General features: G+C 39.3%; 22 protein-coding genes and 1 pseudogene. 11 read left to right on the top strand and 12 right to left on the bottom strand.

The window, feature by feature from the left end; translation table 11 throughout:
- Complete coding sequence (locus N8A89_RS04680) at positions 1-711, bottom strand: hypothetical protein (protein ID WP_281541208.1); 711 nt, start codon at positions 709-711, stop codon at positions 1-3.
- A gap of 361 nt (positions 712-1072) precedes the next feature.
- On the opposite strand from N8A89_RS04680, the gene N8A89_RS04675 reads away from it, so the two are divergent.
- The 3 genes from N8A89_RS04675 (at position 1073) to N8A89_RS04665 (ending at position 3779) form a co-directional block, all read left to right on the top strand.
- The gene (locus tag N8A89_RS04675; protein WP_281541207.1) at positions 1073-1528 is read left to right on the top strand and encodes a DinB family protein; all 456 of its coding nucleotides are present in this window, start codon (positions 1073-1075) and stop codon (positions 1526-1528) included.
- Positions 1529-1684: 156 nt separating this feature from the next.
- A complete protein-coding gene (locus N8A89_RS04670; protein ID WP_281541206.1) occupies positions 1685-2410 on the top strand; it encodes a VIT1/CCC1 transporter family protein in 726 nt (241 codons plus the stop codon).
- 16 nt (positions 2411-2426) lie between these two features.
- A complete protein-coding gene (locus N8A89_RS04665) occupies positions 2427-3779 on the top strand; it encodes a dicarboxylate/amino acid:cation symporter (RefSeq protein ID WP_289644999.1) in 1353 nt (450 codons plus the stop codon).
- Positions 3780-4218: 439 nt separating this feature from the next.
- On the opposite strand, the gene N8A89_RS04660 is transcribed toward N8A89_RS04665, so the two are convergent.
- From N8A89_RS04660 to N8A89_RS04640, 5 genes are all read right to left on the bottom strand, one after another.
- A complete protein-coding gene (locus N8A89_RS04660; RefSeq protein ID WP_281541203.1) occupies positions 4219-4992 on the bottom strand; it encodes a hypothetical protein in 774 nt (257 codons plus the stop codon).
- A gap of 112 nt (positions 4993-5104) precedes the next feature.
- Positions 5105-5485, bottom strand: coding sequence for a hypothetical protein (locus tag N8A89_RS04655; RefSeq protein WP_281541202.1), 381 nt, complete (start codon positions 5483-5485; stop codon positions 5105-5107).
- A 110-nt stretch (positions 5486-5595) separates the two neighbouring features.
- On the bottom strand, positions 5596-6006 hold the full coding sequence (locus tag N8A89_RS04650) for a hypothetical protein (protein ID WP_281541201.1): 411 nt from the start codon (positions 6004-6006) through the stop codon (positions 5596-5598).
- Between the two features lie 78 nt (positions 6007-6084).
- Entirely contained in the window at positions 6085-7302 is a 1218-nt protein-coding gene (locus N8A89_RS04645; RefSeq protein ID WP_281541200.1) for a metallophosphoesterase, read from the bottom strand.
- A gap of 8 nt (positions 7303-7310) precedes the next feature.
- Positions 7311-7913, bottom strand: coding sequence for a CDP-alcohol phosphatidyltransferase family protein (locus N8A89_RS04640; protein ID WP_289644998.1), 603 nt, complete (start codon positions 7911-7913; stop codon positions 7311-7313).
- Between the two features lie 309 nt (positions 7914-8222).
- Here N8A89_RS04640 and N8A89_RS04635 point away from each other — a divergent pair.
- Positions 8223-8659 (top strand): annotated as a pseudogene (locus N8A89_RS04635) (hypothetical protein).
- A 437-nt stretch (positions 8660-9096) separates the two neighbouring features.
- On the opposite strand, the gene N8A89_RS04630 reads toward N8A89_RS04635, so the two are convergent.
- The 6 genes from N8A89_RS04630 to N8A89_RS04605 all read right to left on the bottom strand — a co-directional run bounded on the left by N8A89_RS04630 (position 9097) and on the right by N8A89_RS04605 (position 14571).
- On the bottom strand, positions 9097-9285 hold the full coding sequence (locus tag N8A89_RS04630) for a zinc ribbon domain-containing protein (protein WP_281541198.1): 189 nt from the start codon (positions 9283-9285) through the stop codon (positions 9097-9099).
- A gap of 91 nt (positions 9286-9376) precedes the next feature.
- Positions 9377-9925, bottom strand: a complete 549-nt coding sequence (locus tag N8A89_RS04625; protein ID WP_289644997.1) for a hypothetical protein — start codon at positions 9923-9925, stop codon at positions 9377-9379.
- A gap of 70 nt (positions 9926-9995) precedes the next feature.
- On the bottom strand, positions 9996-10391 hold the full coding sequence (locus tag N8A89_RS04620; RefSeq protein WP_281541196.1) for a DUF302 domain-containing protein: 396 nt from the start codon (positions 10389-10391) through the stop codon (positions 9996-9998).
- A gap of 127 nt (positions 10392-10518) precedes the next feature.
- On the bottom strand, positions 10519-11718 hold the full coding sequence (locus N8A89_RS04615; RefSeq protein ID WP_289644996.1) for a succinylglutamate desuccinylase/aspartoacylase family protein: 1200 nt from the start codon (positions 11716-11718) through the stop codon (positions 10519-10521).
- Between the two features lies 1 nt (position 11719).
- Positions 11720-13576: a glutamate-cysteine ligase family protein gene (locus N8A89_RS04610; RefSeq protein WP_281541193.1), complete on the bottom strand. Its 1857-nt coding sequence runs from the start codon at positions 13574-13576 to the stop codon at positions 11720-11722.
- 29 nt (positions 13577-13605) lie between these two features.
- Positions 13606-14571 carry a 1-phosphofructokinase family hexose kinase gene (locus N8A89_RS04605; protein ID WP_281541192.1) on the bottom strand — a complete coding sequence of 322 codons (966 nt, stop codon included), beginning with the start codon at positions 14569-14571 and terminating at the stop codon, positions 13606-13608.
- A 113-nt stretch (positions 14572-14684) separates the two neighbouring features.
- Between N8A89_RS04605 and N8A89_RS04600 the strand changes: the two genes are divergently transcribed.
- The 7 genes from N8A89_RS04600 (at position 14685) to N8A89_RS04570 (ending at position 22642) form a co-directional block, all read left to right on the top strand.
- Positions 14685-15770 (top strand): site-2 protease family protein, encoded by a 1086-nt coding sequence (locus N8A89_RS04600; protein ID WP_281541191.1) that lies wholly within the window; start codon positions 14685-14687, stop codon positions 15768-15770.
- A gap of 3 nt (positions 15771-15773) precedes the next feature.
- Positions 15774-16406, top strand: a complete 633-nt coding sequence (locus N8A89_RS04595) for a Crp/Fnr family transcriptional regulator (RefSeq protein WP_289644995.1) — start codon at positions 15774-15776, stop codon at positions 16404-16406.
- 66 nt (positions 16407-16472) lie between these two features.
- The gene (locus N8A89_RS04590) at positions 16473-17273 is read left to right on the top strand and encodes a sulfite exporter TauE/SafE family protein (RefSeq protein ID WP_289644994.1); all 801 of its coding nucleotides are present in this window, start codon (positions 16473-16475) and stop codon (positions 17271-17273) included.
- Between the two features lie 73 nt (positions 17274-17346).
- Positions 17347-18339, top strand: coding sequence for a Tll0287-like domain-containing protein (locus tag N8A89_RS04585; RefSeq protein WP_281541190.1), 993 nt, complete (start codon positions 17347-17349; stop codon positions 18337-18339).
- Positions 18340-18492: 153 nt separating this feature from the next.
- Entirely contained in the window at positions 18493-19914 is a 1422-nt protein-coding gene (locus N8A89_RS04580; RefSeq protein WP_281541189.1) for an MBL fold metallo-hydrolase, read from the top strand.
- A 15-nt stretch (positions 19915-19929) separates the two neighbouring features.
- Positions 19930-21177 carry an NAD(P)/FAD-dependent oxidoreductase gene (locus N8A89_RS04575; protein ID WP_281541188.1) on the top strand — a complete coding sequence of 416 codons (1248 nt, stop codon included), beginning with the start codon at positions 19930-19932 and terminating at the stop codon, positions 21175-21177.
- 133 nt (positions 21178-21310) lie between these two features.
- Entirely contained in the window at positions 21311-22642 is a 1332-nt protein-coding gene (locus tag N8A89_RS04570; RefSeq protein WP_281541187.1) for an MBL fold metallo-hydrolase, read from the top strand.
- The last annotated feature ends 98 nt before the right edge of the window (positions 22643-22740 follow it).

Below are 22740 nucleotides of genomic sequence, written 5' to 3'. Positions count from 1 at the left end.
CTATTTTGCATGGGAGTCGTGGTATAAAAGTTCCGCCCGCTTTTTTATTCCAAAACACATTTTCCGGTCCATGGCAAAAACTACCGGCTCCGTTAACGGTCCAAACATTAACTTGTTTTTGATGTTTGGGGCATAATCTACCCTGTTTCTGGAAATTAATCGGGAGTGGTTCTCGTCTATCGCTTCAACAAACCAAAGCCAGGTAAGGTGCAAATAGTTTTTTGGGGCAGGTCCCTTAGGGTCATACTTTTGGTTACTATCCATGTCAAGTGAATTCTCTATTGCCATGGCGTGCCCAGGTTCGCAAATGACGATAGGTGTGCAATCTCCGGGGGCGAAGGCAACGCTATCGTCGATGGTGGGATTTTGAAATTTGGGCAGCACTACGTCCGAATTATAAATTTGTAAACCGATTAAATTCTCCAAAGCTTCGTACGAATAAAACCCGCCTTTTCCTTGACCGATTTGCGCTATCCAAGGCCATACATATTCTGTAGGGGCATTAATATTGATTGCATGGGTGAATTTCGATTTTGGCGATTTAATGATTCCATCACCTGGAAGCGGTCGTTTAGCTTCTTCTTTGCTGAGTCCCCATCGTGCTCGCAGGGGTTTCAGAAAAAATGTAAGGTAACAGGCGATGATAATGGCAACGCCTTCTAGGCCTTCAAGTATTTGAGCAAAAGTAAATCGGGGATTATCTTTTTTCATAGTGAAATACTAGAGCTAAAAGTCCATATAATTTACAGTATCAATATTCTTCCCAATACGCTATTCAAGGCCGAAACTACGATATACAAACTTTCCTTTCAGAAAACAATGACGACGGATTTTTGTATCGATGGTTTCACCCAAATTGTAGCCGAAATCGGCAAGTTGGTAATTGGGTCCACTACATTGTTTTTAATATTATTTCCTGCCACTAGATTTCGCTTAAGATTTTAGTGGAAATCCGAAAAATATGAAGGCTAAATATAGAATTCTTTGCGATTATTCTATATGACCTAAATCATAACTTGACAAATACATTATTGATTACTTGCAGGTTTATTAAACGATGACATGTGGGCCAATGAAAACCAAAACAGAACTATTTTTAGAATTGTGGCAGGAAGCCCGAACACGGTTTTCAAATCAACTTGTAAAACTTTCCCAAGATGACCTGAAAAGGAAACTCCCGCCATCAGTGAATAGTGTCGGATTTCTAATTCGACATATTGGGGACGTCGAATTGCTCTTTGCAAAAAACGTCTTTGGTGCCAAGGAAGTTAGGGTTACTGCGAAAACTGTGATTGCCCAGAAAGATACAGGCGAATGGACAAACTTGGACGAGTTAAGGGAATATGTAAACCGTGCAGCCCAAACCCTAAAATCCATTGTAAAGGAACAAACAGACACGGATTGGGAAACAACTATCACAACAAAGGAATTCGGTACTAAAACCAAGGCCCAGGCATTTGGAAGAATCGTATCGCACACCAACCATCATGCAGGGCAAATGGCGATTATTATTAAATATGGAGTTTAATCGGTAATGCCCCTTGGGGCAAGCCCGGGAGGCATTAAAATGAAAATTCAACTTAGATTTGGACGCAAGTGTCGGGATATTTAAATTTCGATTAATGAGTAAAATGGCTTTTGGTTCAGTAATAAGATAGTTCTGATCAGTTCATAAATTAAAAAAATGGGAAAGGAAGTGGAAAATACAAAGACCATCGACAATTATTTAGACAGTCACTACATCCATCGTAGTAATTGGCTAAGAGCAGCAGTTTTAGGCGCAAATGATGGTATCTTATCAACTGCAAGTATAGCAATCGGGGTCGCCGCAGCAAGTGATAGTAGGGAGACTATTTTATTGGCAACCTTAGCGGGGCTGGTTGCCGGTGCATTATCGATGGCCGCTGGGGAATATGTTTCGGTCAGTTCTCAAACAGATGTTGAAAAGGCAGATATTGAACGCGAAAAACAGGAATTGGAAGAAACGCCGGAAGTTGAGTTGCAAATACTAGCGCAGATTTATGAAAAAAGAGGCCTAAAAAAGAAAACTGCCCAAAACGTTGCAAAAGAACTAACAGAGCACGATGCCCTTGGGGCACATATTCGAGACGAATTGGGTATCAACGAAATAAGTCAGGCTAACCCCATACAGGCTGCTTTTGCTTCAGGTGCGGCATTTACCGTTGGTGGACTATTACCATTACTAGTTGTACTTTTTTTGTCATTAGAAAGCATAGAGTATACGCTTTATGGTTTTGCCCTTTTCTTTTTGATTTTATTAGGGGCACTTGCCGCTAAAACTGGAGGTTCCAGTGTAGGTAAAGCAGTCGCTCGGATTACGTTTTGGGGAACTGTGGCTATGGGGTTAACGGCATTGGTTGGCTATCTGTTTAATGTGAATGTCGTATAAATAACCAAATAATACCATGATTGATTTCAGACCGCTCAATAATTTGTCGGTTCATTTAGATCATCTTATAAAAGGCCGCTTATGGCTCAAGGTAATTATTGGCCTAGTTGTAGGAGCGGGAATCGGAGTGCTACTCAATCCATCTGTAGGGTTGCTTTCAGAGACTGTTAGTTTGCGCCTTGCCGATTGGCTCGACCTGCCAGGTCAAATTTTTATGCGTTTGGTTCAAATGATCATGATTCCATTGATATTTACATCAATTATTACAGGAATTGTGAGTAACAGTTCAGATAATCTTAAAACCTTTGGTCTTCGACTATCGCTATATTTCATTTTAACTACTGCTATTGCCATCATGATAGGCCTGGTCGTAACATTTATTTTTAAACCTGGCCAGTATATTTTTAAGCTAGGTGGATTTCCAAATAGTGGCGAAAGTCAAATAACACCCGCTGATAAAACCAACCTTATTGAGGATATCCCAAATGCGATATCAAACCTTATCCCAAGTAATCCCCTAGAGTCCATCTTGACTGGTGAAATGTTGGGCGTTGTAATTTTTACGATTATTATTGGTGTAGCCATTACCCAACTCCGTCAGGAAACAGCAAGCCCTATCATTCGTTTCTCGGAGGCCATTCAGAAAATCTGTATGATTATAGTATCGTGGGCCATGCTGCTGGTGCCCTATGCTGTATTTGGCTTGATGGCAGCCTTACTATCCAGGACAAGTGTTCAAATATTCCTTGGTTTGGGATATTATATTATCGTAGTTGTGCTGGGTCTGATGATATTATTGGTATTCTATTTGTTGGTTGCCTTGGTCGTTACCAGGAAAAACCCCCTCAAGTTCTTGAAGGCGATAAGGGAACCACTACTATTGGCATTCTCCACTGCCAGTTCAGCAGCCGTTATGCCTCTTTCCATGAAAACAGCAGATGAAAAATTGGGGGTTTCCTCTAATATCAGTGATTTCGTCATCCCGGTCGGCGCCACCATTAACATGGATGGAACGGCATTGTTCCAATGCGTAACAACTTTATTTCTGGCTCAGGCCTATGGCATTGAATTGACAATAATGAGCCTTCTGTTAATTACTTTTACCGTTGTGGCCGCCTCTATAGGAACACCGGCAATTCCTGGAGGTGGAGTTATTATACTTGCTTCAGTATTGCAAAGTGCAGGAATTCCGGTTGATGGTCTACTCATTATTATTGGAATAGACCGGATTCTGGGTATGTTTAGAACCGCAGTGAATGTAACGGGAGATTTGACGGCATGCTTAGTATTTGAAAAACTTATTGAAGCCAAATCGAATGCTGATATATTAGCGGACAATAACCAAACTGCATTGAAAAATAGTTCGTAAAGGTCACCGAAATCTTGTTTTTTAAAAAAGTCCGATAAAGCTAACTTTTTACGGGCCCACTTTAAATTGTATCTCTAAAAATATTGTTTGTTGTTTAATGGGGATTATCCTGTTTAAAACGGGACTTATTTATAGATGATTTTCCATTGCATTTAGGGTTAAAAAATCATGCTTAATGAAATATCATTTACATTACTTCCAAACTAAGGTATAGAATTGATTGCAGCAACTATTAATGGATGAGGAAAGGAAATCTCTCTTGAACGGATAGTAAAAGAGGATAACAGTATTGGTTTTGATACAAAGGAATACATAATCAGAAACAGAAGTTTTTATACAAACAACCCGCCCTATCATCTTAATAATTTGGGAATTGGCCAAAGTCAACAATTAATAGGTATTCTCAAAGAATAGAAACCGAATACTAGCCTTATACCTATTACAAGACAATTCCATTATCCAGCCAAAGTTGAATGAGAGTATCGTTATTGGAAATATCCACAAGGTGGAATTTGGAAAAGCTTTTAAAAACCCTTGATTCCTTGAGAGGTTCTATGCAAACTGATCCTGGGGAAAGGTAATTGGAATGTATCAGAAACAATTCGCCTTCGCTTTTTAGAAGATAGCCCACATGTCCCACGTCAAAGCCAATAAAGTGGATTCCTTCCTGGGTTATGCGATCAATTTCCGCAAACGCTTTTTCAGGACTATCCTGTGCAACACTATAAATTTCTGAGCCGCAACTTATAACTTTAGCCTCGTCTATTGGGGATTTTTGCGCTAATTTAAAACGGTTAAGTTGTATGCCCATATCCCGTAGCGTGGTGGAGATGAAATAACCACATGCAATCTCGCCTTGGTTTGGCACAGCAGTATGTCCCCCAAAACTCCAAGGAGTGCCATACCAATGGGGAATGATCCTATCTACTAATTGAGTCGTGAACTCTGATTTAATGCTGTCAAGAGAAATTTTCCCTAAGCGCCGCGCTTCTCCCAAGCGTTTTCGCAATTGGTCAATTCCTGCTTTGGTATCCTTGTAGGATAGGGTATCCAGATTCGTTTCTACATTCGATTTCAATGTGTCGTTGAATACTATTGTGTCAAAATTTGGTACAGGTCTTGTATCATCGATGCTATGCTCAATAGCTGATTCTATTATAGGTGGCATGTTGACATCGAAACCTAACAGTAGTAAAAAGGAAAAAAATAACATGTTTATTTTTTATAAATAGTTAAGATGAACCTCCATAAATCTAACGGTTTATTCTTAAACGAATTTCAAAAGGAACGTTAATTTTTCATGTATTTCCTAGCTAGTACCTACATTAGATACTAAGATTAACGGCCCACCAGACTTCATAGTCGCTAGGTACTAATGGACGATAACTCTGAAATCCTTGGTCGGCAATTTTTATGCCGACAATGACATTATCCTTGTCATATACATAATCCATGAAAATGAACGAATGTCCATAAGGATCAAGTTTTTTAACATCTACGCCTTGCACTACCAATTCATAGTCTTCTTTTAACCGCCAAACTTGCATGAGTGCTCCAGGTCTTAATTGACCACTCCAAATTCCTGATGAATCAACTAACGTACCCATTCCTGCATAAGCAATAGCACCAGCATTGCCCTTACCCCTATATTTTTCTGGAAGGCTTCGCCATCCTTGTTGTGGCGCCGAAGCAGATGCGTAAAGCATATTGAACACCTGTTTGGGAGTGAAGGATTTTGTGGCTATGCTATCCGGTAAATCTTGATACAGCGAATGGCCATGAACTTGTTTATAAGCTTTTTCAAAACGTGTTTTGCTTACGGTAAGACAATGGCCACCAGGTGTTTTTTTTGACTATTGCGATAATTTTCTACAATTTTATCCGAGACAGCGCTTTTTATCGCTGAAAAATCAAGTATTCCAAGTTCTTTGCGAGAATTATCTTTTGATGCAATTTTGTTTTCTCCGTTCGTTCTAACCTTTTGTAGCAATGAATCGCCCGAAACTGATTTTTGGGACATATTGACATCGGACTCTCTCAAAATCTGGTAATGAGCATGCAAACCGTATTCTTCTGTGGTGCCCTCACTAGTGCTGGACATTTCTGATTTTTGAGTAGTATTGAGATTTCTTGTTTGCTCCTCGATATTTTTTGTTGAAGTACAGCCCAAAGTAATTACACACAATAAAAACAAGTTTCCGACTGGATTAAAAAGAGTCTTTCTCATAAACATACCTTCTTTATTTTGTTATTTATTCCATGATTTCTTCCGTAAGTGTTTTGTCGAACAAAAATATTGTCAAATCTATTTTTTTGAAAGCTCTATAAAGGTAATCTCTGGTCGCATGCCCAATCTACCTGGAAAGCCCATCCAACCCAACCCCCGGGTTACATACAGATATTGGTTGGCTTCCTTATATAGACCTGCCCAATGTTCGTATTTATACTTTATAGGGCTCCACTTTTTGGTTTTAAAGTTAATACCCGCCTGCATGCCATGGGTATGGCCGGAAAGGGTCAATGCTATGTTGGTATGGTGTACTACTTCTTCGCGCCAATGTGAAGGGTCGTGCGAAAGCAAAATTTTGAAGGAAATATCATGGACGTTTTCTAAAGCCTTCTGTAAATCCCCATATTGCTTAAAAGGTGGATTCCCCCAGTTTTCTACGCCTATGATAGCCATGTGTTCGTTTGTATATTGAAACCGCTCTGCTTCGTTCATCAATAGTTTAAAATCAATTTTTTGATAAAAATCCTGAATATTTTCGAAGTTGATTCTTTTTTCATCTTTAGTGGGCCATTGGCTGTAGTCTCCATAATCATGGTTTCCCAAAACGGCATATTTTCCCTGCTTGGCGGATAACTGGCTTAAAACGGAATCCCAACCTCTTAGCTCCCACGCAAAATTGTTTACCAAATCTCCCGTAAAAAATATAAAATCCGGCTTTAAATGATTTATTTTTTTGATGGCACGCTCTAGAATATGATACTTGAAATTAAAACTGCCCAAATGAAGGTCGGATATATGTACAATGCGCAGGCCTTTGAAATTTTCTGGTAAAACATCACATTTCAATTTGATATGGTACACCTTAAACCGGTATACTGCACTAAATACCGCATAGAGAATAACAAAAAAGGGGAGAAAACCTGAGAAAACTCCGATGAGGGGTATTACGATTACGGACTCCTTCTCTGAAAACGCAAAATTGGTAAAGTAGAGGATACTGATGACCACAACAAAAATCAGTTTGGGAATAAAGGATGATACGGTAAGGCCGTAAAGTCTTGATATTAGAAGCTGTTGACGTTCTGGGGCCACCAGCTCCATTCTAACTTTTAGAATTAAAATGGATGTAATCAAGCCAATGGTGAAAATCCAGAAAGCAGCATAAATACTGGTTTTAAGTAAGGTAGATGTTAGGGGCTGGGTTATGGATAACAACCAATAAAAGGCCAAGATGTCTATTAACAATAATGCCAGACATAACAGAAAAATTGCGAAAAAGGAATAGGATCGCATGGGTTTGTTTATTGCTTTACGGTATCGGTGCCATTTCTTCTTCTTTTATCCTTTAGTGCGAAAAAAAACCCTTTTACGTCGGACACCCAAGTATCATACATAAAGATGAGTGTAATCTCCTCTAAAGTTTCCAAAAGCCCTATGACGATCATAAAATAGAATAGCCAATATACCGGACCGAAAAACAAGAGCCATAAAATGAACACTCCCTGAATAACAGCAGACGCTTTGGCCAGATAGGTGTGGAAAGAGGTCGCCTTGCCATATTTGATGAATGCGATTATCATTTGAACGAGATATGGCACAAATGCAATAAGAATGAGTACTATATTCGCTTTGATGAAGGCGGTCTCGAAGACGACGAGGCCAACAAGGCCCATGACAAAAGTCAACTGATCACCAATAGAATCTAGCTGAGAACCCCTGGCACTTGTTACTTTGAGCCTCCTTGCCAAGTATCCATCTATGGCATCGGTGCTGTAACTTATAAGTAAAAACCAAGTAAACATTTCCCGTTTACCTAACCACAATAGTAGCACTAGTAAGGGTACGGCAGCCACACGATAGAATGAAAACCAGTCGGCAATGTTGAAATTTCTAAATGTCCACATAGGTCCTATTAAGATTCAAGAGGTCATATTGTTCTTTATAAGTCGTGTTTGACGAATTAAATCTTTGACCAAAACTAAGGTATATGGTGGTTTTTCGAGATGATTAATATCATACTTGACCACATTAAAAAAGCCATTGCGAAAATAATTTAAATCAAGTAATAATAATAATGAGCATAAAATTTTCCATTTATGACTGATTAAAATCATTGCCACCGAAAACCAACACTCATAATTTTGATACTTCTAACCTAAATTTGAAATAGTTTGAAAAACTTAATCTTATCGGGCTTAATAGCCATTGCAACCTTGTTTAGTGCATTGGCACAAAATGAACCGGATGAATTACAGCCAAGATTTGAAGTAAAAGTAATTACTAGCGTAGAGTCAATTGTGCCACTTGGTTTAGGGCGTTCAAGACTTATTTCAAACAATGCAGAACGTGATTATTCAGAATTCTCTTCAGAGCAAACGGAGGAAGATAATACGCGTAACAAATCAAAACGACAGGATATCCGCGTTATGGATTTTGAAGAAACAAAACTTTTGAACTTCTATAATGTGGGTGAAATTCGTTTTCAAAATATTGCAGCTAATGACGCCGTTATTTCCTCAAAGTTAACCACTATGCTGGCTGATGGTTGGGCCTTAATATTCGTTACCAGTGCTGTAGAAAGCGCGATGCCGGAGAAACAGATGGGCAAGGGATATTCATAACCCGTTATATTTTTAAAAGAAGACTATAACAAAATCCTTAAATAAGGGAATTCATATTCTTGAGTCTTCGCCTTAATCAAAAGAAATTTACATATAATATTATCAAGCAAAGCTGCAATAGTTGTAGGCATTGCTTTTATTAGATTGATTAACATTGTAATCATGGTATAGGGTTTTCTCTTGGCCAATTTTGTAATGCCAGGAGATACAGCATTAAGCAATACCTGACTTTTACAAATCATTCTTAAACCTTATGCATTGAAAAAAATACAGAAAATGGTATCAAAAGAACACAAAATATCTTTTTGATTTTAAAAGGGCTATAACATCTAGAACAGTCGGTACCAGTATCGGCAAAGAAATAAGGCAAAGCAATAATTAGAGTTGCATTTTGTTGAACGATTGTCATGGGGTTAACAGCCCATTTAGGGTGTCTTTTTGGAGTCAATGTATGACAGTATAACAACTATGATCCAAGTTGTCGCTCAGCCCTTTCTTCCAGTGTTATTCCATGGTCCACAAATTCTCCTCTTACATAACAATCATGACAATATTCCGTATTAACGGTACCATCTAAATTGGAACCGAAATCGGCAAGTTTATGAATAGGCATTCCACAACGTTCACAAAAATTTGCATAAGTTGAAGTTTTCATAAGCTATTGTTCCATTATTTTTAGTCAATCTCGTTTGAACTAAGAAGGTAACCGATGTTAATAAAAGAAAAAATGATTTAAGTCACCTTGCCTATTTCATCCTAAGAATTATTCCTACAAAAAATCCTAATCCGTCAAAGGCCGGATTGAATGGATGGTTATATCCTTGTCCGTTGGAAAGATGAAAACGATTTATCCCACCTAGGAGTTGAGTCCTTGAATTGATGTTAATTGCCAGTCCACCACCTGGACGGGTCGTAAAATTTAGCTTAGTCCCTTTTGGCGGAAAGCTTTGAAAACTGTAGAGCAAACCTGCGCCTACATCTAAAAATAGGGAGATGTTTTTAAACTGAACAAAGTACCATCTGAATAGAAACGAAGTTCCAAAACCGAAGCTTTCCGCATTAAGAATCTCCGTAGTATCCTCATTTTCAATTTTTAGCAGACCACTAGTTCCGGAAATGTTCAGGGTGCCAAAAAAAACTACATTTTTAAAAAGCAAAGAACCATACCCCAATCGAAAGGAATAAAGGTCGATATCTTTATCTGCAGAGAAGCTATCAACATATTCTAGGCCTAGCGTAAAAAGTTTATCGCCTTTTTGATAGGTTTGCGCCGCATTTGGATTTTGAGCGTGCATTGGGTTGATATTGATAACGAAGCAACATAAAAAATAGAAGAAAACATAGCCGCTAAATCTTTTCATGGGGTCATGAGCCAAGATTTGTGATGACCTTTTTAAGCTTATCCCTTACATTTTCCGCGATAGCTATGAGTCCATCATTTTTCACTGCTTGCATGGATGCTGCTGGGTCCACTGCGGCGATTTCCACAGTTCCAAGTACTTTTTCTTGCACAATGACATTGCAAGGAAGCATAGTTCCTATCTTCTCCTCGCTCTGAAGGGCTCTATAGGCTAGGGGCGGATTGCACGCTCCCAAGATCTTATAGTTATGAAAGTCTACGTCCAATTTCTTCTTAAGCGTAGCTTTCATGTCAATTTCCGTTAAGACTCCAAAACCTTCTTTTTTAAGTTCTTCTGTAGTTTTGGATACTGCTTGGTCAAAAGTTATGTCCTTGAGTTGCGTTGAAAAATAGTAGCTCATAGCCGTTATTGTTTTTAATATTTGTGATGCAAACAAGATACGAACGGCGTTTTAGGATTGCACTGATATTTATCATGACATCAGCGTATTAAAAGGAGAAATTTTAAGCTCAGCTTAGTGTTTAACGTTAATACCAAGGAGCTTTTTTGTATGCGTCTTTTAACGAGTTTGCTTCCCTATTTCGTACTATCATTGTGGTGTCCCCAAGTCTTCTGTTGCGGTAACCCAGCAGGTGAAAAAAATTCTTGGCAAAGAATCGGGCAATTTTCAAGTCTACCAATAAAGCATCTCGTTTTTTGGAGACCCAAGATATTCCTGGTAAAAAGGGTAAAAGATAATCTATGTGTAATTTTCTTAGTATGGTGGATAATCTTAAAAAAATAGTAGGTACAGGTTTTATAATAAAAAAACCATCATTTCCCTTTTTTTGGTAGAGGGGCATAAAAATGTTTCCCGCTTGCGGGGCTTCAACAGATCGTTCATCACTCAAGGCAATAGGTACACCTCTAGGAACAGGTTCAAAATTCTTGAATCCCGGAAGCATTTTAAACTGTTCGTTCTGTTCTATTTTGTAATGGTAAATTATTTCATAGCAAATAGCTAAATGATTGGTGTGCTCATTTAATAAATTGTAATGCTTCTCAAACTCTATTTCACTTCTTGGTATGCTTCCGGTAAAAACTAGTGTGAGATTAACAAAGGCCATATGATTATCTATGGATTCCAAAGCGTCATGTTGTCCGGATTCAAAACCAAAGGCAACAAAGCCCATATCATTGATGTAATTTAAAAAAGTACCTTCTAGGTATTCTTCAATACCCAACAATAACGGAACTGGATATTGCTGTGTAAATTTTCGGTTCAACAAATTATCATTAACCGTTATGAAGGGTTCTGTAGGACTAGAAGTTGTATGCAGGTCTATAAAGTAAAACGGCCCTGCTTCGTCCCTTAGAATGGAATTTATACAATCCAAAAGCTCTAATGCCTGTTTTGTTTCATAATTTACCACTGAATTTTTATTGGAATGGAACGCTTCAATTCGCTCCGTGCTCCAAATACGGTTCAGGTCTTCTTTTTCATAACGAATTCCTTTTTCTAAAGCGGGCAAATTGCCTGCTAGGGCATATATTGTGCCGCTAAGTTTAGTCTTTTTTTCATTCAGGTTTTTCAACACTTTGTGAAGCGCAAACACCCCAGATGGTTCATTTCCATGTACACCTCCAATAAATATGACTGTTGGACCCGGTAGACCACCATTTATTTTAGCAATAATGCGACCAGTCTCAATGGAATGTTTAAGGGCTTTGCTAAATATTCTGGCCATTTTAGATGTTACTCATGTCATTACGGGTAATGATACCTACTAAGTTACCCTCTTTAATTACAGGAAGACATCCGATGCGATGTTTTTCTAGTATTTGATAAACAGTTTCAATTTCTGTATCGGGTGTAATGGTAATCACTTCTTTAACCATCAGTTCTCGTACTTTTAATTCCGAAGAATCCTTATTTTCCCTCAAGTGTTCTGTGATATGACTCCAGGTTAATAGACCACATAGTTGTTGTTCGTCGTTTAATACCGGAACATGATGTATGTTCTTCCATTTCATAACACTGGTCGCCATAGCTGCCAAGTCATTTTCGTTCACGGTAAAAAGATGGGTGGACATGAGCTGTTCCGCTAATAAGGCGTTTGTGCGGATATTGCGTTTTTCTTTAATCATGGACCATTCAGAAACTGGTAATAAGGTTTGCTGATTTTCGTAAATAGTCTTTGTCAATGAAATTAGGGCATCGTCTTTCTTCATATGCTTTTTGAGGTTGCGATAGTTCTTTATCGTCCAAGTTGCCCCGTTCATTCCGTTTGCTCTTTGCTCTATTATTTTTAGGTACTTTTCAATATCTTTCTTTTCAATAGCACTCTTTTGTAATCCTTTATAGGCTATTGGAAGTAGTTCATTGACTATCAACTCGCGTGTAGAAAACGTTTTGTCTTTCCAATGCATCACGCTGTTGATTCCATTTCTAGCTGCTTTTATAAAGTTGTCCTTGGCATTCCTAAAATCCATGATTTTGGATATGTTGTCAAATTCAGACGGTCTTCCCATCATTAACCCTACCCAAAAGGCAAAATTTGCCATTTGGTCCAAAACGGAAGGCCCAGAGGGTAGATATCTATTTTCTATTCGGATGTGCGCAGTTTTTCCATCAGTACCATAGCATGGTCGGTTCCAACGATAAATAGTGCCATTATGAATACCAAGAGCTTCCAATTTTGGAATCCTTCCTTTGTCTAATGCATCAAGCGAACTCTCGACAATATCTGTAGCCAACAAGACTTCATATTCGGCAATGTCATCTTTATAAATATCAACAATGGATTCCGATATCCAATTATTCCCAAAGGTTACCCGTGGTTGTTTGTCCTTTAGATGGTAAGATGAGCTCCTGGTGTCCACGCTCTGTTGGAATAACGCTATGCGCGTCTCATTCCATAGCTCCCTCCCCATCAACAAAGGGGAATTGGCACAGATTCCTAACATTGGCCCAGATATGGCTTGTGCCCAATTATAACTGGCTACAAAATCCTCTGGAGGGATTTGGAGATGTAACTGAAAGCTTGTGTTGCACGCTTCGAACAATACGGAATCGTGATGCACGGATAGCTCATCCACACCACGGATATGGAGCTCAAGATTTTGCTTTCTTATGTTTTTTACGGCATCATTAATTAATTCGTAACGTCTGCTGGGTGTCATGAATTCCAGTGAGAGTTCGTTTAGACTAATTGTGGGTAGGATACCCGTCAATAAAAGCTTTGTATCGTACTTGTTAGCAGCTAAGGACGCCTTTTTAAGGAATTGTCTCAATTTTGTTTCCAATAGTGAAAAGCAATTTGCTTGCAATACCTCAGGATCTAAATTTATTTCCAAATTAAACTTTGCTATTTCATGGGTGAAATGCTTATCCGAAACAGCGGATAATACTTGTGCAGCGTTTTTGGATGGGCGCCAATTGGCATTGACCAAACAAAATTCTTGTTCGGCACCAATACGGATGATATCGTTTTCGATCATTCCTTTTCGCAAAAGTATTTCCAAGGCCCTAATATCGTCCAGTAAATGTTTAACGAACCTCGACCTAGAAATTTCATCTATTTTACTTACTTGGTTTCTTCCCATTTCAGTGCTTGTTTGAAGTAATAATTTACTCAGGTATTAATTTTTAATTTTTCGGAGGACTCTGAATTTTCTTTGATCCATTTGTACAAATCTTCTACGTCCTTCTTTTTACAGAGTTGTGTGCCTGGGGTCATCGTTGCCGCTGTTCCGCACGCCACCCCGTACTGTACCATTTCTGAAAATGATTTTCCTTGAGCCAGCGCAAATACCATTCCGGCAACCATACTGTCCCCTGCACCTATAGTGCTCTTTTGATATACGATGGGCGCCGCTATATGTGTTACCATATCCTTGGTAATCATTTTAGCACCTTGTGCACCCAAGGAAACTACGAGTATTTCACATGGATTTTTCTCTAAAAATGTTTTGGAAAGTGACTCTAATTCTGAGAAATTAATAGCCGCCACTCCGCATAAGGCGGCAAGTTCTCCCAGATTGGGTTTCAGCATATAAACACCGGCCTGTACCCCTTTCAGCAGGGCTTCCCCAGAAGAATCCAGAATGAACTTTGCCTTTGCCCGCTGAGCTATTGTTGATACTTTGGCAAAAAAATCAACAGGTATGCCGGGACTTAAACTCCCACTTGCTACCAATATGTCACCTTCGGATAATACGGACTCCAACTCCTCCAAAGTGTTTTTCCATTCGCTTTCGTTTACCACAGGCCCCGGCATTCCAAATCGGTATTGTTGACCATTTGTAGTATCGGTAACCGAGAGGTTCTCACGTACCCTTTCCGCAATGGAAATTACACGTTGTTTTATATCCAAGTCATCCAATAGATTTTGTAGATGGTTACCCGTTGCACCTCCCGCCATATACATACAAAGCGAGGAGCCTCCAAGTTCATACAATACGCGTGAAACATTTATACCGCCGCCGCCTGCCTCATAAATGGGTTTGGTACATCGTAATTTACTGTTTGGTTTTATACCTGCAACCGTGGTGCTTTTATCAATGGCAGGGTTTACGGTCAGCGTAATTATCTTATTCATTTTTATGGCTTAATTCTAATCCAAATTTAACGGTAACGCTAGAGGGCACATATGACCAATGTCATTGTTGATAGGGTGCTAGCCAAATATCTTCGCCCTTAAATGGCAGCATTATGAAAGGAGTCCTTAAACTAGGAAGCGTTGCGGGAATAAAAATCGAGGTACATTGGACATTTACGCTCTTATTGCTTTGGGTAGCCTTAATAGAAGTCCAGCAAGGTGCCAATCTAGGCAGGATTATACTCAATGAAGCATTGATTTTAATCTTGTTCGTTTGCGTAATATTACACGAATTAGGGCATGCGCTTACAGCAAAAAGGTTTAAGATAAACACCCAAAAAATAATGTTATTACCCATTGGAGGGGTGGCCACTTTAGAAAAAATCCCAGAAAAGCCGCATCAAGAATTACTGGTTGCTTTTGCCGGGCCGGCCGTGAATGTTGTAATAGCTATTCTACTAGCCATTGCGATTCCTTTAAGAAGCTACTTTAATTTTGACGCCGTGGTGCTTGAGGAAATCTTGTATGAACCTACCTTTCAAAACTTTTTATTCTATCTATTTATAGCCAACGTCATGCTGGTTCTTTTCAACCTGATTCCTGCTTTCCCTATGGATGGTGGTCGTGTGCTTAGGGCTTTGTTATCCTTTAAATTAGGTCGCGTTGATGCCACAAAAATAGCTTCCGGAATCGGTCAAGGGTTAGCAATTCTGTTTTTTGTGCTTGGACTTTTCTTTAACCCTTTCCTCATTTTGATAGCCCTGTTCATTTTTATGGGTGCCTACGGTGAGAACCAAATGGTACAACAGCAGTCTATTTTGGCGGGTCATACTGTGAAAGATGCAATGATGTATTACATAACAAGACTTCATCCTGAGGATACAATACAGAAAGCCATCGATACTTTGTTGGCCGGTTCAGAAAAGGACTTTGTGGTTACGGACGATAACGCAATTGTTGGAATACTCTACCAAAAGGACATTTTAAAAAATGCCGCGAAGCCTACCCAATTGATAGGTGATGTGATGCATACCGATTTCAAAACTATTGAGACGACTACAGCAGTGGTCAACGTACTAGAGCTTATTGGAACTGAAAAGACCAGCTTTTTTCCGGTTACTAAGAATGGTGAACTTGTTGGAGCCATAGATATGAATAACATTAGCGAATTCATACTTTTGAAGACAGCAAAGAAATAAAATATGGTTAAAGGACTTACGGTGAATTATGGACATGTTTTTGAAGAAGAATTACTAAAGGAAATAAACGAAGTTGGTACACTACGGAATTTTCAGGAAGGTGAAAAGTTAATGGAAATAGGGCAATACATAAAATATATGCCCTTATTGGTTTCAGGAGTCATCAAGGTCTTACGAGAGGATAACGATGGCAATGAGTTGTTACTCTATTTTTTACAGGATGGGGATACATGTGCTATGACAATGACTTGTTGCCTAGGTCGGAAAAAAAGTGAGGTCAGGGTAGTTGCGGAGAGCGTCACCGAAGTCCTCATGATACCTATTGGAAAAATGGAGGATTGGTTGGCGTCTTACAAAAGTTGGAGAAATTTTGTGCTGAATACCTATCACACTAGATTAAATGAATTATTGGATACCGTGGATAGTATCGCCTTTTTAAAAATGGATGAGCGACTGCTTAAATACTTAAAGGACAAGGTAAGAGTCCTAAAAGATAAAACAATCAATAGCACCCATCAAGAAATTGCCTACGACCTAAACACTTCCAGGGTAGTGGTTTCCCGATTGCTGAAAAAATTGGAAATCATGGGGAAAGTAAAACTTCATAGAAATCATATAGAGATCATTTCACTATAATTTTAGTGTAACCTTTGTTACTGCCAGGGTATAGTTCTCTGGGTACTTTCGCCAAAAAGAGTACATATGGAGTTTACCCATTTTCTAGGTTACTTAGGAGCGGTCATCATTGGAATAGTATTAGGGCTTATTGGAGGAGGTGGCTCTATCCTTACGGTTCCCGTTTTTGTTTATTTATTCTACTTAAATCCTGTAACGGCTACGGCCTATTCGCTGTTTGTTGTTGGTGTTACCGCAGTGGTAGGAGCCATTCAGAACCTGCGTAAAAAGCTTGTTGATGTAAGAACAGCGCTTGTTTTTGCAGCGCCTGCCCTTGTTGCAGTGTATGCCACTAGAAGGTATCTTATTCCTTATATCCCAGAAAACCTGTTTTTTATTAATGATTTTCTGGTAACAAAGGATATTGGTATCATGGTTTTCTTTGCGCTGATTATGTTGTTAGCATCCATTTCCATGATACGACGCAAAGTAATTGGCTACTATGACGAGAACGCCAAGGTTGTTTATAATTATCCTTTAATCGTACTGGAAGGTTCCGTAGTGGGATTCTTAACAGGTCTCGTTGGCGCCGGAGGGGGTTTTTTAATTATTCCGGCTTTGGTGCTTTTGGCCAAACTCCCCATGAAAAAGGCTGTGGCCACATCGCTCTTGATTATCGCTATAAAGTCGGTAATCGGATTTATTGGCGACGTAGAAAATCTTAATATCGACTGGCCTTTTCTTGTAACCTTTACCATTCTTTCCATAGTAGGAATATTCATTGGTATCTGGTTGAACAGATTCATTGCCGGTGAAAAACTCAAAAAATATTTCGGTTGGTTCGTACTCTTAATGGGAATTTACATCCTTTTTAAAGAGTTGCTGTAAACGAAGTAAACTGACAAAAATCATTCTCTAGGTACACAAAGATTCGGAGCTTGCTGTTTCAAAACCAAATGAAATGAAGAAATATGTAATGCTTCTGGTCTGTAGTCTTTTACTATTAAGCTGTAAAGAGGAGAACAAAGATAAAACTGAATACGTAAAAATTCCATCAGCCAACAAAACTACAGATATAGCAAAGCAGCATCCTGGTAAACGCATAATGGAACAGGAATGTTATATCTGTCACAATCCCGAAGCTCCACAAGAAAGCATGATTGCGCCTCCAATGATAGCTATCAAAGATTATTACATTGGCGATAACACCACTAAGGAGCAGTTTACCGAAGACCTGATCAAATGGGTCAACGACCCCGAACAGGAAAGCAAAATGCCCGATGCGCTGTTCGAATTCGGAAGTATGCCCTACATCCCCTATCACGCTGATGTAATCGCCCAGATTGCCGAGTACATTTACGATTATGATATTGAACGTCCCAATTGGTACGATGAGGCCTTGAAAGAAGGAGAAGGAAAAAGCAAAATGTTTAAAAGGAGTATTATTTCCAAAGAAATACTGGACGCAAATACCAACATGGGCATGGCACATGCAATGGCGGCGAAAACAGTCTTGGGAAAAAATCTTGTCCAAGCCATTGGTGAAAAGGGAACTATAGGTGCCATAGAATTCTGTAGTACGAGGGCATTGGAAATAACTGATAGTGTTTCCGTTATGAACAATGCTATAATCAGAAGGGTAACGGACAAACCTCGTAACCCAAAGAACACCGCCAACGAGGAAGAACTAGGTTACATAACTTATTTTAAAAAACTGGTCGCTGCAGGAAAAGATCCTAAACCCATTGTTAAGAGTGAGGACGGCGAGGTCGATTTTTATTACCCGATTACTACCAATACCATGTGCCTACAATGTCATGGTAATCCACAAGAACAGATAACACCGGAAACATTACTTACCATAAAGTCCCTATATCCTCAGGATAAGGCCATAGGCTATCAGGATAATGAAGTCCGTGGTATATGGAGTATCAATTTTGAAACGCAAGAATAGCGGTCAACTTCTGTGCCGTCCCTATATTTCTTCTGCTAATGACGTAGGTCATTTCTGAAGAGAATGCTCTTCTTCACCTTTGTAACCTAGGATACTGTGCACGTCTTCATGGCACGATACCTTTATGGTAAGTAAATTTAAAAATTGTACATCATGAAAGTAGAACAAATTTATACAGGTTGTTTGGCACAAGGCGCATACTACATTGAAAGTAATGGCGAGGCTGCAATAATAGATCCCTTACGCGAAGTTGAGCCCTATATTCAAATGGCCAAGGAGCGAAATGCTAAAATCAAATATGTCTTCGAAACCCATTTTCATGCGGATTTTGTTTCTGGCCATATCGATTTGGCAAAAAAGACAGGAGCCGATATCGTTTATGGGCCCACTTCTATGAAAACCACCTACAATATCATAGTAGGTAAGGATGGACAGGAATTTCCATTAGGCACATCAAAAATTAGGTTGATTCATACTCCTGGACATACCATGGAGAGTAGTTGCTATTTGTTAATTGATGAAAATGGGAAAGAGACTTCCCTTTTTACGGGAGATACATTGTTCATTGGAGATGTCGGTAGACCCGATTTGGCACAAAAAGTAATCGCAGAACTTACACAAGAGATATTAGCCGGAAATCTGTACGATTCGTTAAGAAATAAAATAATGCCCTTATCAGATGACATAATCGTATACCCTGGTCACGGTGCGGGTAGTGCATGTGGCAAGATGATGAGTGACGAAACTACGGACACCCTAGGCCATCAAAAGAAAACGAATTACGCATTAAGACCGGATATGGGCAAAGAGGAGTTTATCGATGCCATACTTACCGGTTTAACCCCTCCTCCTGGCTATTTTCCACATAACGTAATGCTGAACATACAAGGCTATGAGAGTATTGATGAGGTAGTAAAAAAAGGAACGACTCCGCTTAACGCAGATAAATTCGAAACTCTGTTGGAAGAAAATTGCGCTATTATAATAGATACACGGGAAGCCGAAACCTTTGCTCAAGGTTTTATTCCAGATTCCTACAATATTGGCATCGATGGTAGTTTTGCGAATTGGGTGGGTACCACCATTGTAGATGTAAAAACACCAATTCTTATAGTTGCTGAGAAGGGTAGGGAAGAAGAGGTCGCTACCAGATTAGCGCGAATTGGTTTTGACAATACCTTGGGTTACTTAAAAGGAGGTTTCGATGCTTGGAAAAAAGCGGGAAAAGAAATCGATACTGTTCCTACCATTAATGTAAAGGAACTGGCCCATAAAATGATAGATGAGGATATACATATTCTAGACGTGCGCCGGGCCAGCGAATACAACAGCGAGCACATAGAGAATGCTATCAATGCTCCGTTGGATTATTTAAAGGATAGTATGACCAAGGTGGATAAGAACAAAAACTACTATGTGCATTGCCGTAGCGGATATCGTTCCATGGTGTTTGTATCCATTTTAAAATCTATGGGTTACGAAAACCTGGTGGATATCAATGGAGGGATGAATGCCATGAAGGATTTGGGCAAATTCAAATTTTCCGAATATCGGGAAGCTACGACGATGCTTTAATTTAAGGGAAGGAAAATGAAATCGAGATATCAAATACTTGTAATAGGCGGAGGGACTGGCGGAATTATGACCGCCAGTAGCCTACTCCGTAAAAACCCTAAACTTCATTTGGGGATTATAGAGCCTTCGAATGATCATTGGTACCAACCTGCTTGGACATTGGTAGGTGCGGGCACCTATGATTATAAAAAGACAAAACGTAAGATGGAATCAGTGATTCCTAAAAATGCCGATTGGATCAAGAACAGTGTTCACTCCATTGATGCAGAAAACAATACTGTTTCGCTTGAAAATAATCGAAAACTCCATTACGAATATCTGATTATTGCCCCGGGACTAAAATTGGACCCTAGCTTGGTAGAAGGTTTGACCGAAGCCATTGATAAAGGGGTGGTCTGTAGCAACTATTCCAATCCTAATCACACGTGGCAGGTAATTAAAAACTTTAAAGGCGGCACTGCATTGTTTACACAGCCTCCTAAGCCTTATAAGTGTGGCGGGGCACCGCAAAAGATTATGTATTTGGCGGATGACTATTTTAAGAAATCTGGAGTTAAGAAAAAAACAAAGGTTGTATATGCTACCTCCGGCAATGCCATTTTTTCAGTCCCTGAAATAGCGGAAACTTTGATGAGTGTGGTCAATAGAAAAGGAATTAACTTAAAGTTCAATTGGGAGCTTAAGAAAATCGATAGTGAGAAACAGGTCGCTTGGTTTCAGGTGAGCCCGGAGGCCAAAGAACATAATCCTATAACTTTAGAGGTTTTAAAAGAAAAAGGACTTAGGGGCATTAAATATGATATGCTCCACTTGGTGCCACCGAACACCGCGCCCGACTTCATCAAAAATTCTACACTAGCTGATTCCTCCGGTTGGTTGGATGTGGACCCTTACAGCTTACAGCATACTAAATATCAAAATATTTTTGGTGTTGGCGATGTTACAAACCTGCCTACTTCAAAGACAGGTGCAGCAATACGTAAACAAGCTCCTGTTGTGGTCGAAAATATTTTGGATATGATTCGTTTGAGTCAATTGAGTGGCAAGAAATATGACGGCTATTCTTCCTGTCCGTTTGTAACTGGGTACGGCAAGATGGTATTGGCAGAATTCGATTATACCAAAAAATTCACTCCAGATCCCAAATTAAAACGAATGCTTATAAAGGATTCCTCTAAAGAACATTGGCGGTTGTGGATACTCAAAAAGTATATTCTTCCCTATCTATACTGGAATAAAATGCTAAAGGGCAAAGAAGTTTAGTGGGCATTTAAATTTAGAGATTAGAAAATGAAATCATATTGATTTCATTTTTCTTTTAAATTCTATGAATTGTAACCAATGTTACTTTGTACTTAACCTGTGAGCTATATTTTTGTATTACTTAAATGACGATATGAAAATTAAACAATTTGAATACAAACCTTTAGCACATTATTCCTACGCTTTAATAAGTGATGGAGAGATGGCCATTATAGATCCTGAACGGGACCCAATGCAATACTATAGGCTTGCGAAGGAGCATAACGCACGCATCATTGCGGTTATAGAAACCCATCCGCATGCCGATTTTGTAAGTTCCCATGTACAGATACAAAAGGAAACAGGGGCAACAATCTACAATAGTGAAAAACTAGGTGCGGACTATCCATATGAATCTTTTGATGAGGGCGATACTTTGAAAGTGGGTAATGCCACGTTAAAAGCTCTAAATACACCCGGGCACTCCCCGGATAGTATTAGCATAGCTGCGGAAGGTGATGGGAAAACTGTTCTATTTACGGGTGATACATTGTTCATAGGTGACGTAGGTCGTCCCGATTTGCGAGAAAAGGCTGGGAATATGCAAGTGAAACGCCAGGAGTTGGCCGAGATGATGTATGATACCATCCAAAATAAATTTACGGACTTACCGGACGATGCTTTGGTCTATCCCGCACATGGTGCCGGATCGCTGTGCGGAAAAAATTTAAGTAGTGAGAATAGTAGCACTCTAGGGAATGAACGTATGGGGAATTGGGCCTTTAAGAAGCAAACCAAAGAGGAATTCGTATCAACTTTGCTAGATAGTCAACCGTTTATCCCTTCCTATTTTGGGTTTAATGTGGATATCAATAAGAGTGGGGCAGAAATCCTAAGGAACTCCCTTGCTGAGGTACCCTTTAGAATGAATACGTCCCAAAAGGGTATTGTAGTAGATACGCGTAGTGAGCAAAATTTTAAAAAAGAACACCTTAAGGGAAGCATCAACATTCAGGCTACCTCTGAGGACGATAAGTTCGAGACTTGGTTGGGGTCCATCATAGAACCCAATGAAAAGTTTCATTTGGTAATCGAAAATCCCGGAGATTTGGAAAGAATATTGAATCGGGTTGGAAAAATAGGCTATGAAAAACAATTACAGTCGGTTTTTACTTTAGGAGAGGAAAATTTGGTGGCAAGTGAGCAACTGGATCTTCAAGAATTTAAAGACCATCCCGATAATTTCACCATCATAGATATAAGAAACAAAAGCGAAGTAGAAGAAGGAAAGTTTTTCGAAAGTGCGCTTTCGCACCCATTGAACAATTTACGCCATACGGCAGACAACATTCCAACGAATAAACCAATCGTTGTACACTGTGCAGGCGGTTATCGCAGTGCTGCAGGTAGTAGTATTCTCTCAAATCAACTTAGCGGAGTTGAGGTATACGATTTGAGCGATGAGGTAACTCAATTTAGAGATTAGTTTAAGGTTTTGCGATACCAAATTGACCATGTGCGCATTAGTCTTTCCTATTTTTGGGTTTCATTTAGCAATGCATTATTAACTTAAGGCCGTCAATC

Origin of the sequence: Maribacter aestuarii (genome assembly GCF_027474845.2) — a bacterium.
Lineage (GTDB): Bacteria > Bacteroidota > Bacteroidia > Flavobacteriales > Flavobacteriaceae > Maribacter > Maribacter aestuarii.
Note: the sequence above shows the minus strand (reverse complement) of the source record. Positions and strands in the feature narration are given on the sequence as shown.

Excerpts from the sequence above, each read along its gene's own strand:
- N8A89_RS04610 (WP_281541193.1), bottom strand. The coding sequence starts at position 13,576 with ATGGGAAGAAACCAAGTAAGTAAAATAGATGAAATTTCTAGGTCGAGG.
- N8A89_RS04600 (WP_281541191.1), top strand. The coding sequence starts at position 14,685 with ATGAAAGGAGTCCTTAAACTAGGAAGCGTTGCGGGAATAAAAATCGAG.
- N8A89_RS04605 (WP_281541192.1), bottom strand. The coding sequence starts at position 14,571 with ATGAATAAGATAATTACGCTGACCGTAAACCCTGCCATTGATAAAAGC.
- N8A89_RS04585 (WP_281541190.1), top strand. The coding sequence starts at position 17,347 with ATGAAGAAATATGTAATGCTTCTGGTCTGTAGTCTTTTACTATTAAGC.
- N8A89_RS04630 (WP_281541198.1), bottom strand. The coding sequence starts at position 9,285 with ATGAAAACTTCAACTTATGCAAATTTTTGTGAACGTTGTGGAATGCCT.
- N8A89_RS04620 (WP_281541196.1), bottom strand. The coding sequence starts at position 10,391 with ATGAGCTACTATTTTTCAACGCAACTCAAGGACATAACTTTTGACCAA.
- N8A89_RS04625 (WP_289644997.1), bottom strand. The coding sequence starts at position 9,925 with ATGCACGCTCAAAATCCAAATGCGGCGCAAACCTATCAAAAAGGCGAT.
- N8A89_RS04590 (WP_289644994.1), top strand. The coding sequence starts at position 16,473 with ATGGAGTTTACCCATTTTCTAGGTTACTTAGGAGCGGTCATCATTGGA.
- N8A89_RS04640 (WP_289644998.1), bottom strand. The coding sequence starts at position 7,913 with ATGTGGACATTTAGAAATTTCAACATTGCCGACTGGTTTTCATTCTAT.
- N8A89_RS04670 (WP_281541206.1), top strand. The coding sequence starts at position 1,685 with ATGGGAAAGGAAGTGGAAAATACAAAGACCATCGACAATTATTTAGAC.
- N8A89_RS04575 (WP_281541188.1), top strand. The coding sequence starts at position 19,930 with ATGAAATCGAGATATCAAATACTTGTAATAGGCGGAGGGACTGGCGGA.
- N8A89_RS04615 (WP_289644996.1), bottom strand. The coding sequence starts at position 11,718 with ATGGCCAGAATATTTAGCAAAGCCCTTAAACATTCCATTGAGACTGGT.
- N8A89_RS04650 (WP_281541201.1), bottom strand. The coding sequence starts at position 6,006 with ATGAGAAAGACTCTTTTTAATCCAGTCGGAAACTTGTTTTTATTGTGT.
- N8A89_RS04645 (WP_281541200.1), bottom strand. The coding sequence starts at position 7,302 with ATGCGATCCTATTCCTTTTTCGCAATTTTTCTGTTATGTCTGGCATTA.
- N8A89_RS04665 (WP_289644999.1), top strand. The coding sequence starts at position 2,427 with ATGATTGATTTCAGACCGCTCAATAATTTGTCGGTTCATTTAGATCAT.
- N8A89_RS04595 (WP_289644995.1), top strand. The coding sequence starts at position 15,774 with ATGGTTAAAGGACTTACGGTGAATTATGGACATGTTTTTGAAGAAGAA.
- N8A89_RS04660 (WP_281541203.1), bottom strand. The coding sequence starts at position 4,992 with ATGTTATTTTTTTCCTTTTTACTACTGTTAGGTTTCGATGTCAACATG.
- N8A89_RS04675 (WP_281541207.1), top strand. The coding sequence starts at position 1,073 with ATGAAAACCAAAACAGAACTATTTTTAGAATTGTGGCAGGAAGCCCGA.
- N8A89_RS04570 (WP_281541187.1), top strand. The coding sequence starts at position 21,311 with ATGAAAATTAAACAATTTGAATACAAACCTTTAGCACATTATTCCTAC.
- N8A89_RS04580 (WP_281541189.1), top strand. The coding sequence starts at position 18,493 with ATGAAAGTAGAACAAATTTATACAGGTTGTTTGGCACAAGGCGCATAC.
- N8A89_RS04680 (WP_281541208.1), bottom strand. The coding sequence starts at position 711 with ATGAAAAAAGATAATCCCCGATTTACTTTTGCTCAAATACTTGAAGGC.
- N8A89_RS04655 (WP_281541202.1), bottom strand. The coding sequence starts at position 5,485 with ATGCTTTACGCATCTGCTTCGGCGCCACAACAAGGATGGCGAAGCCTT.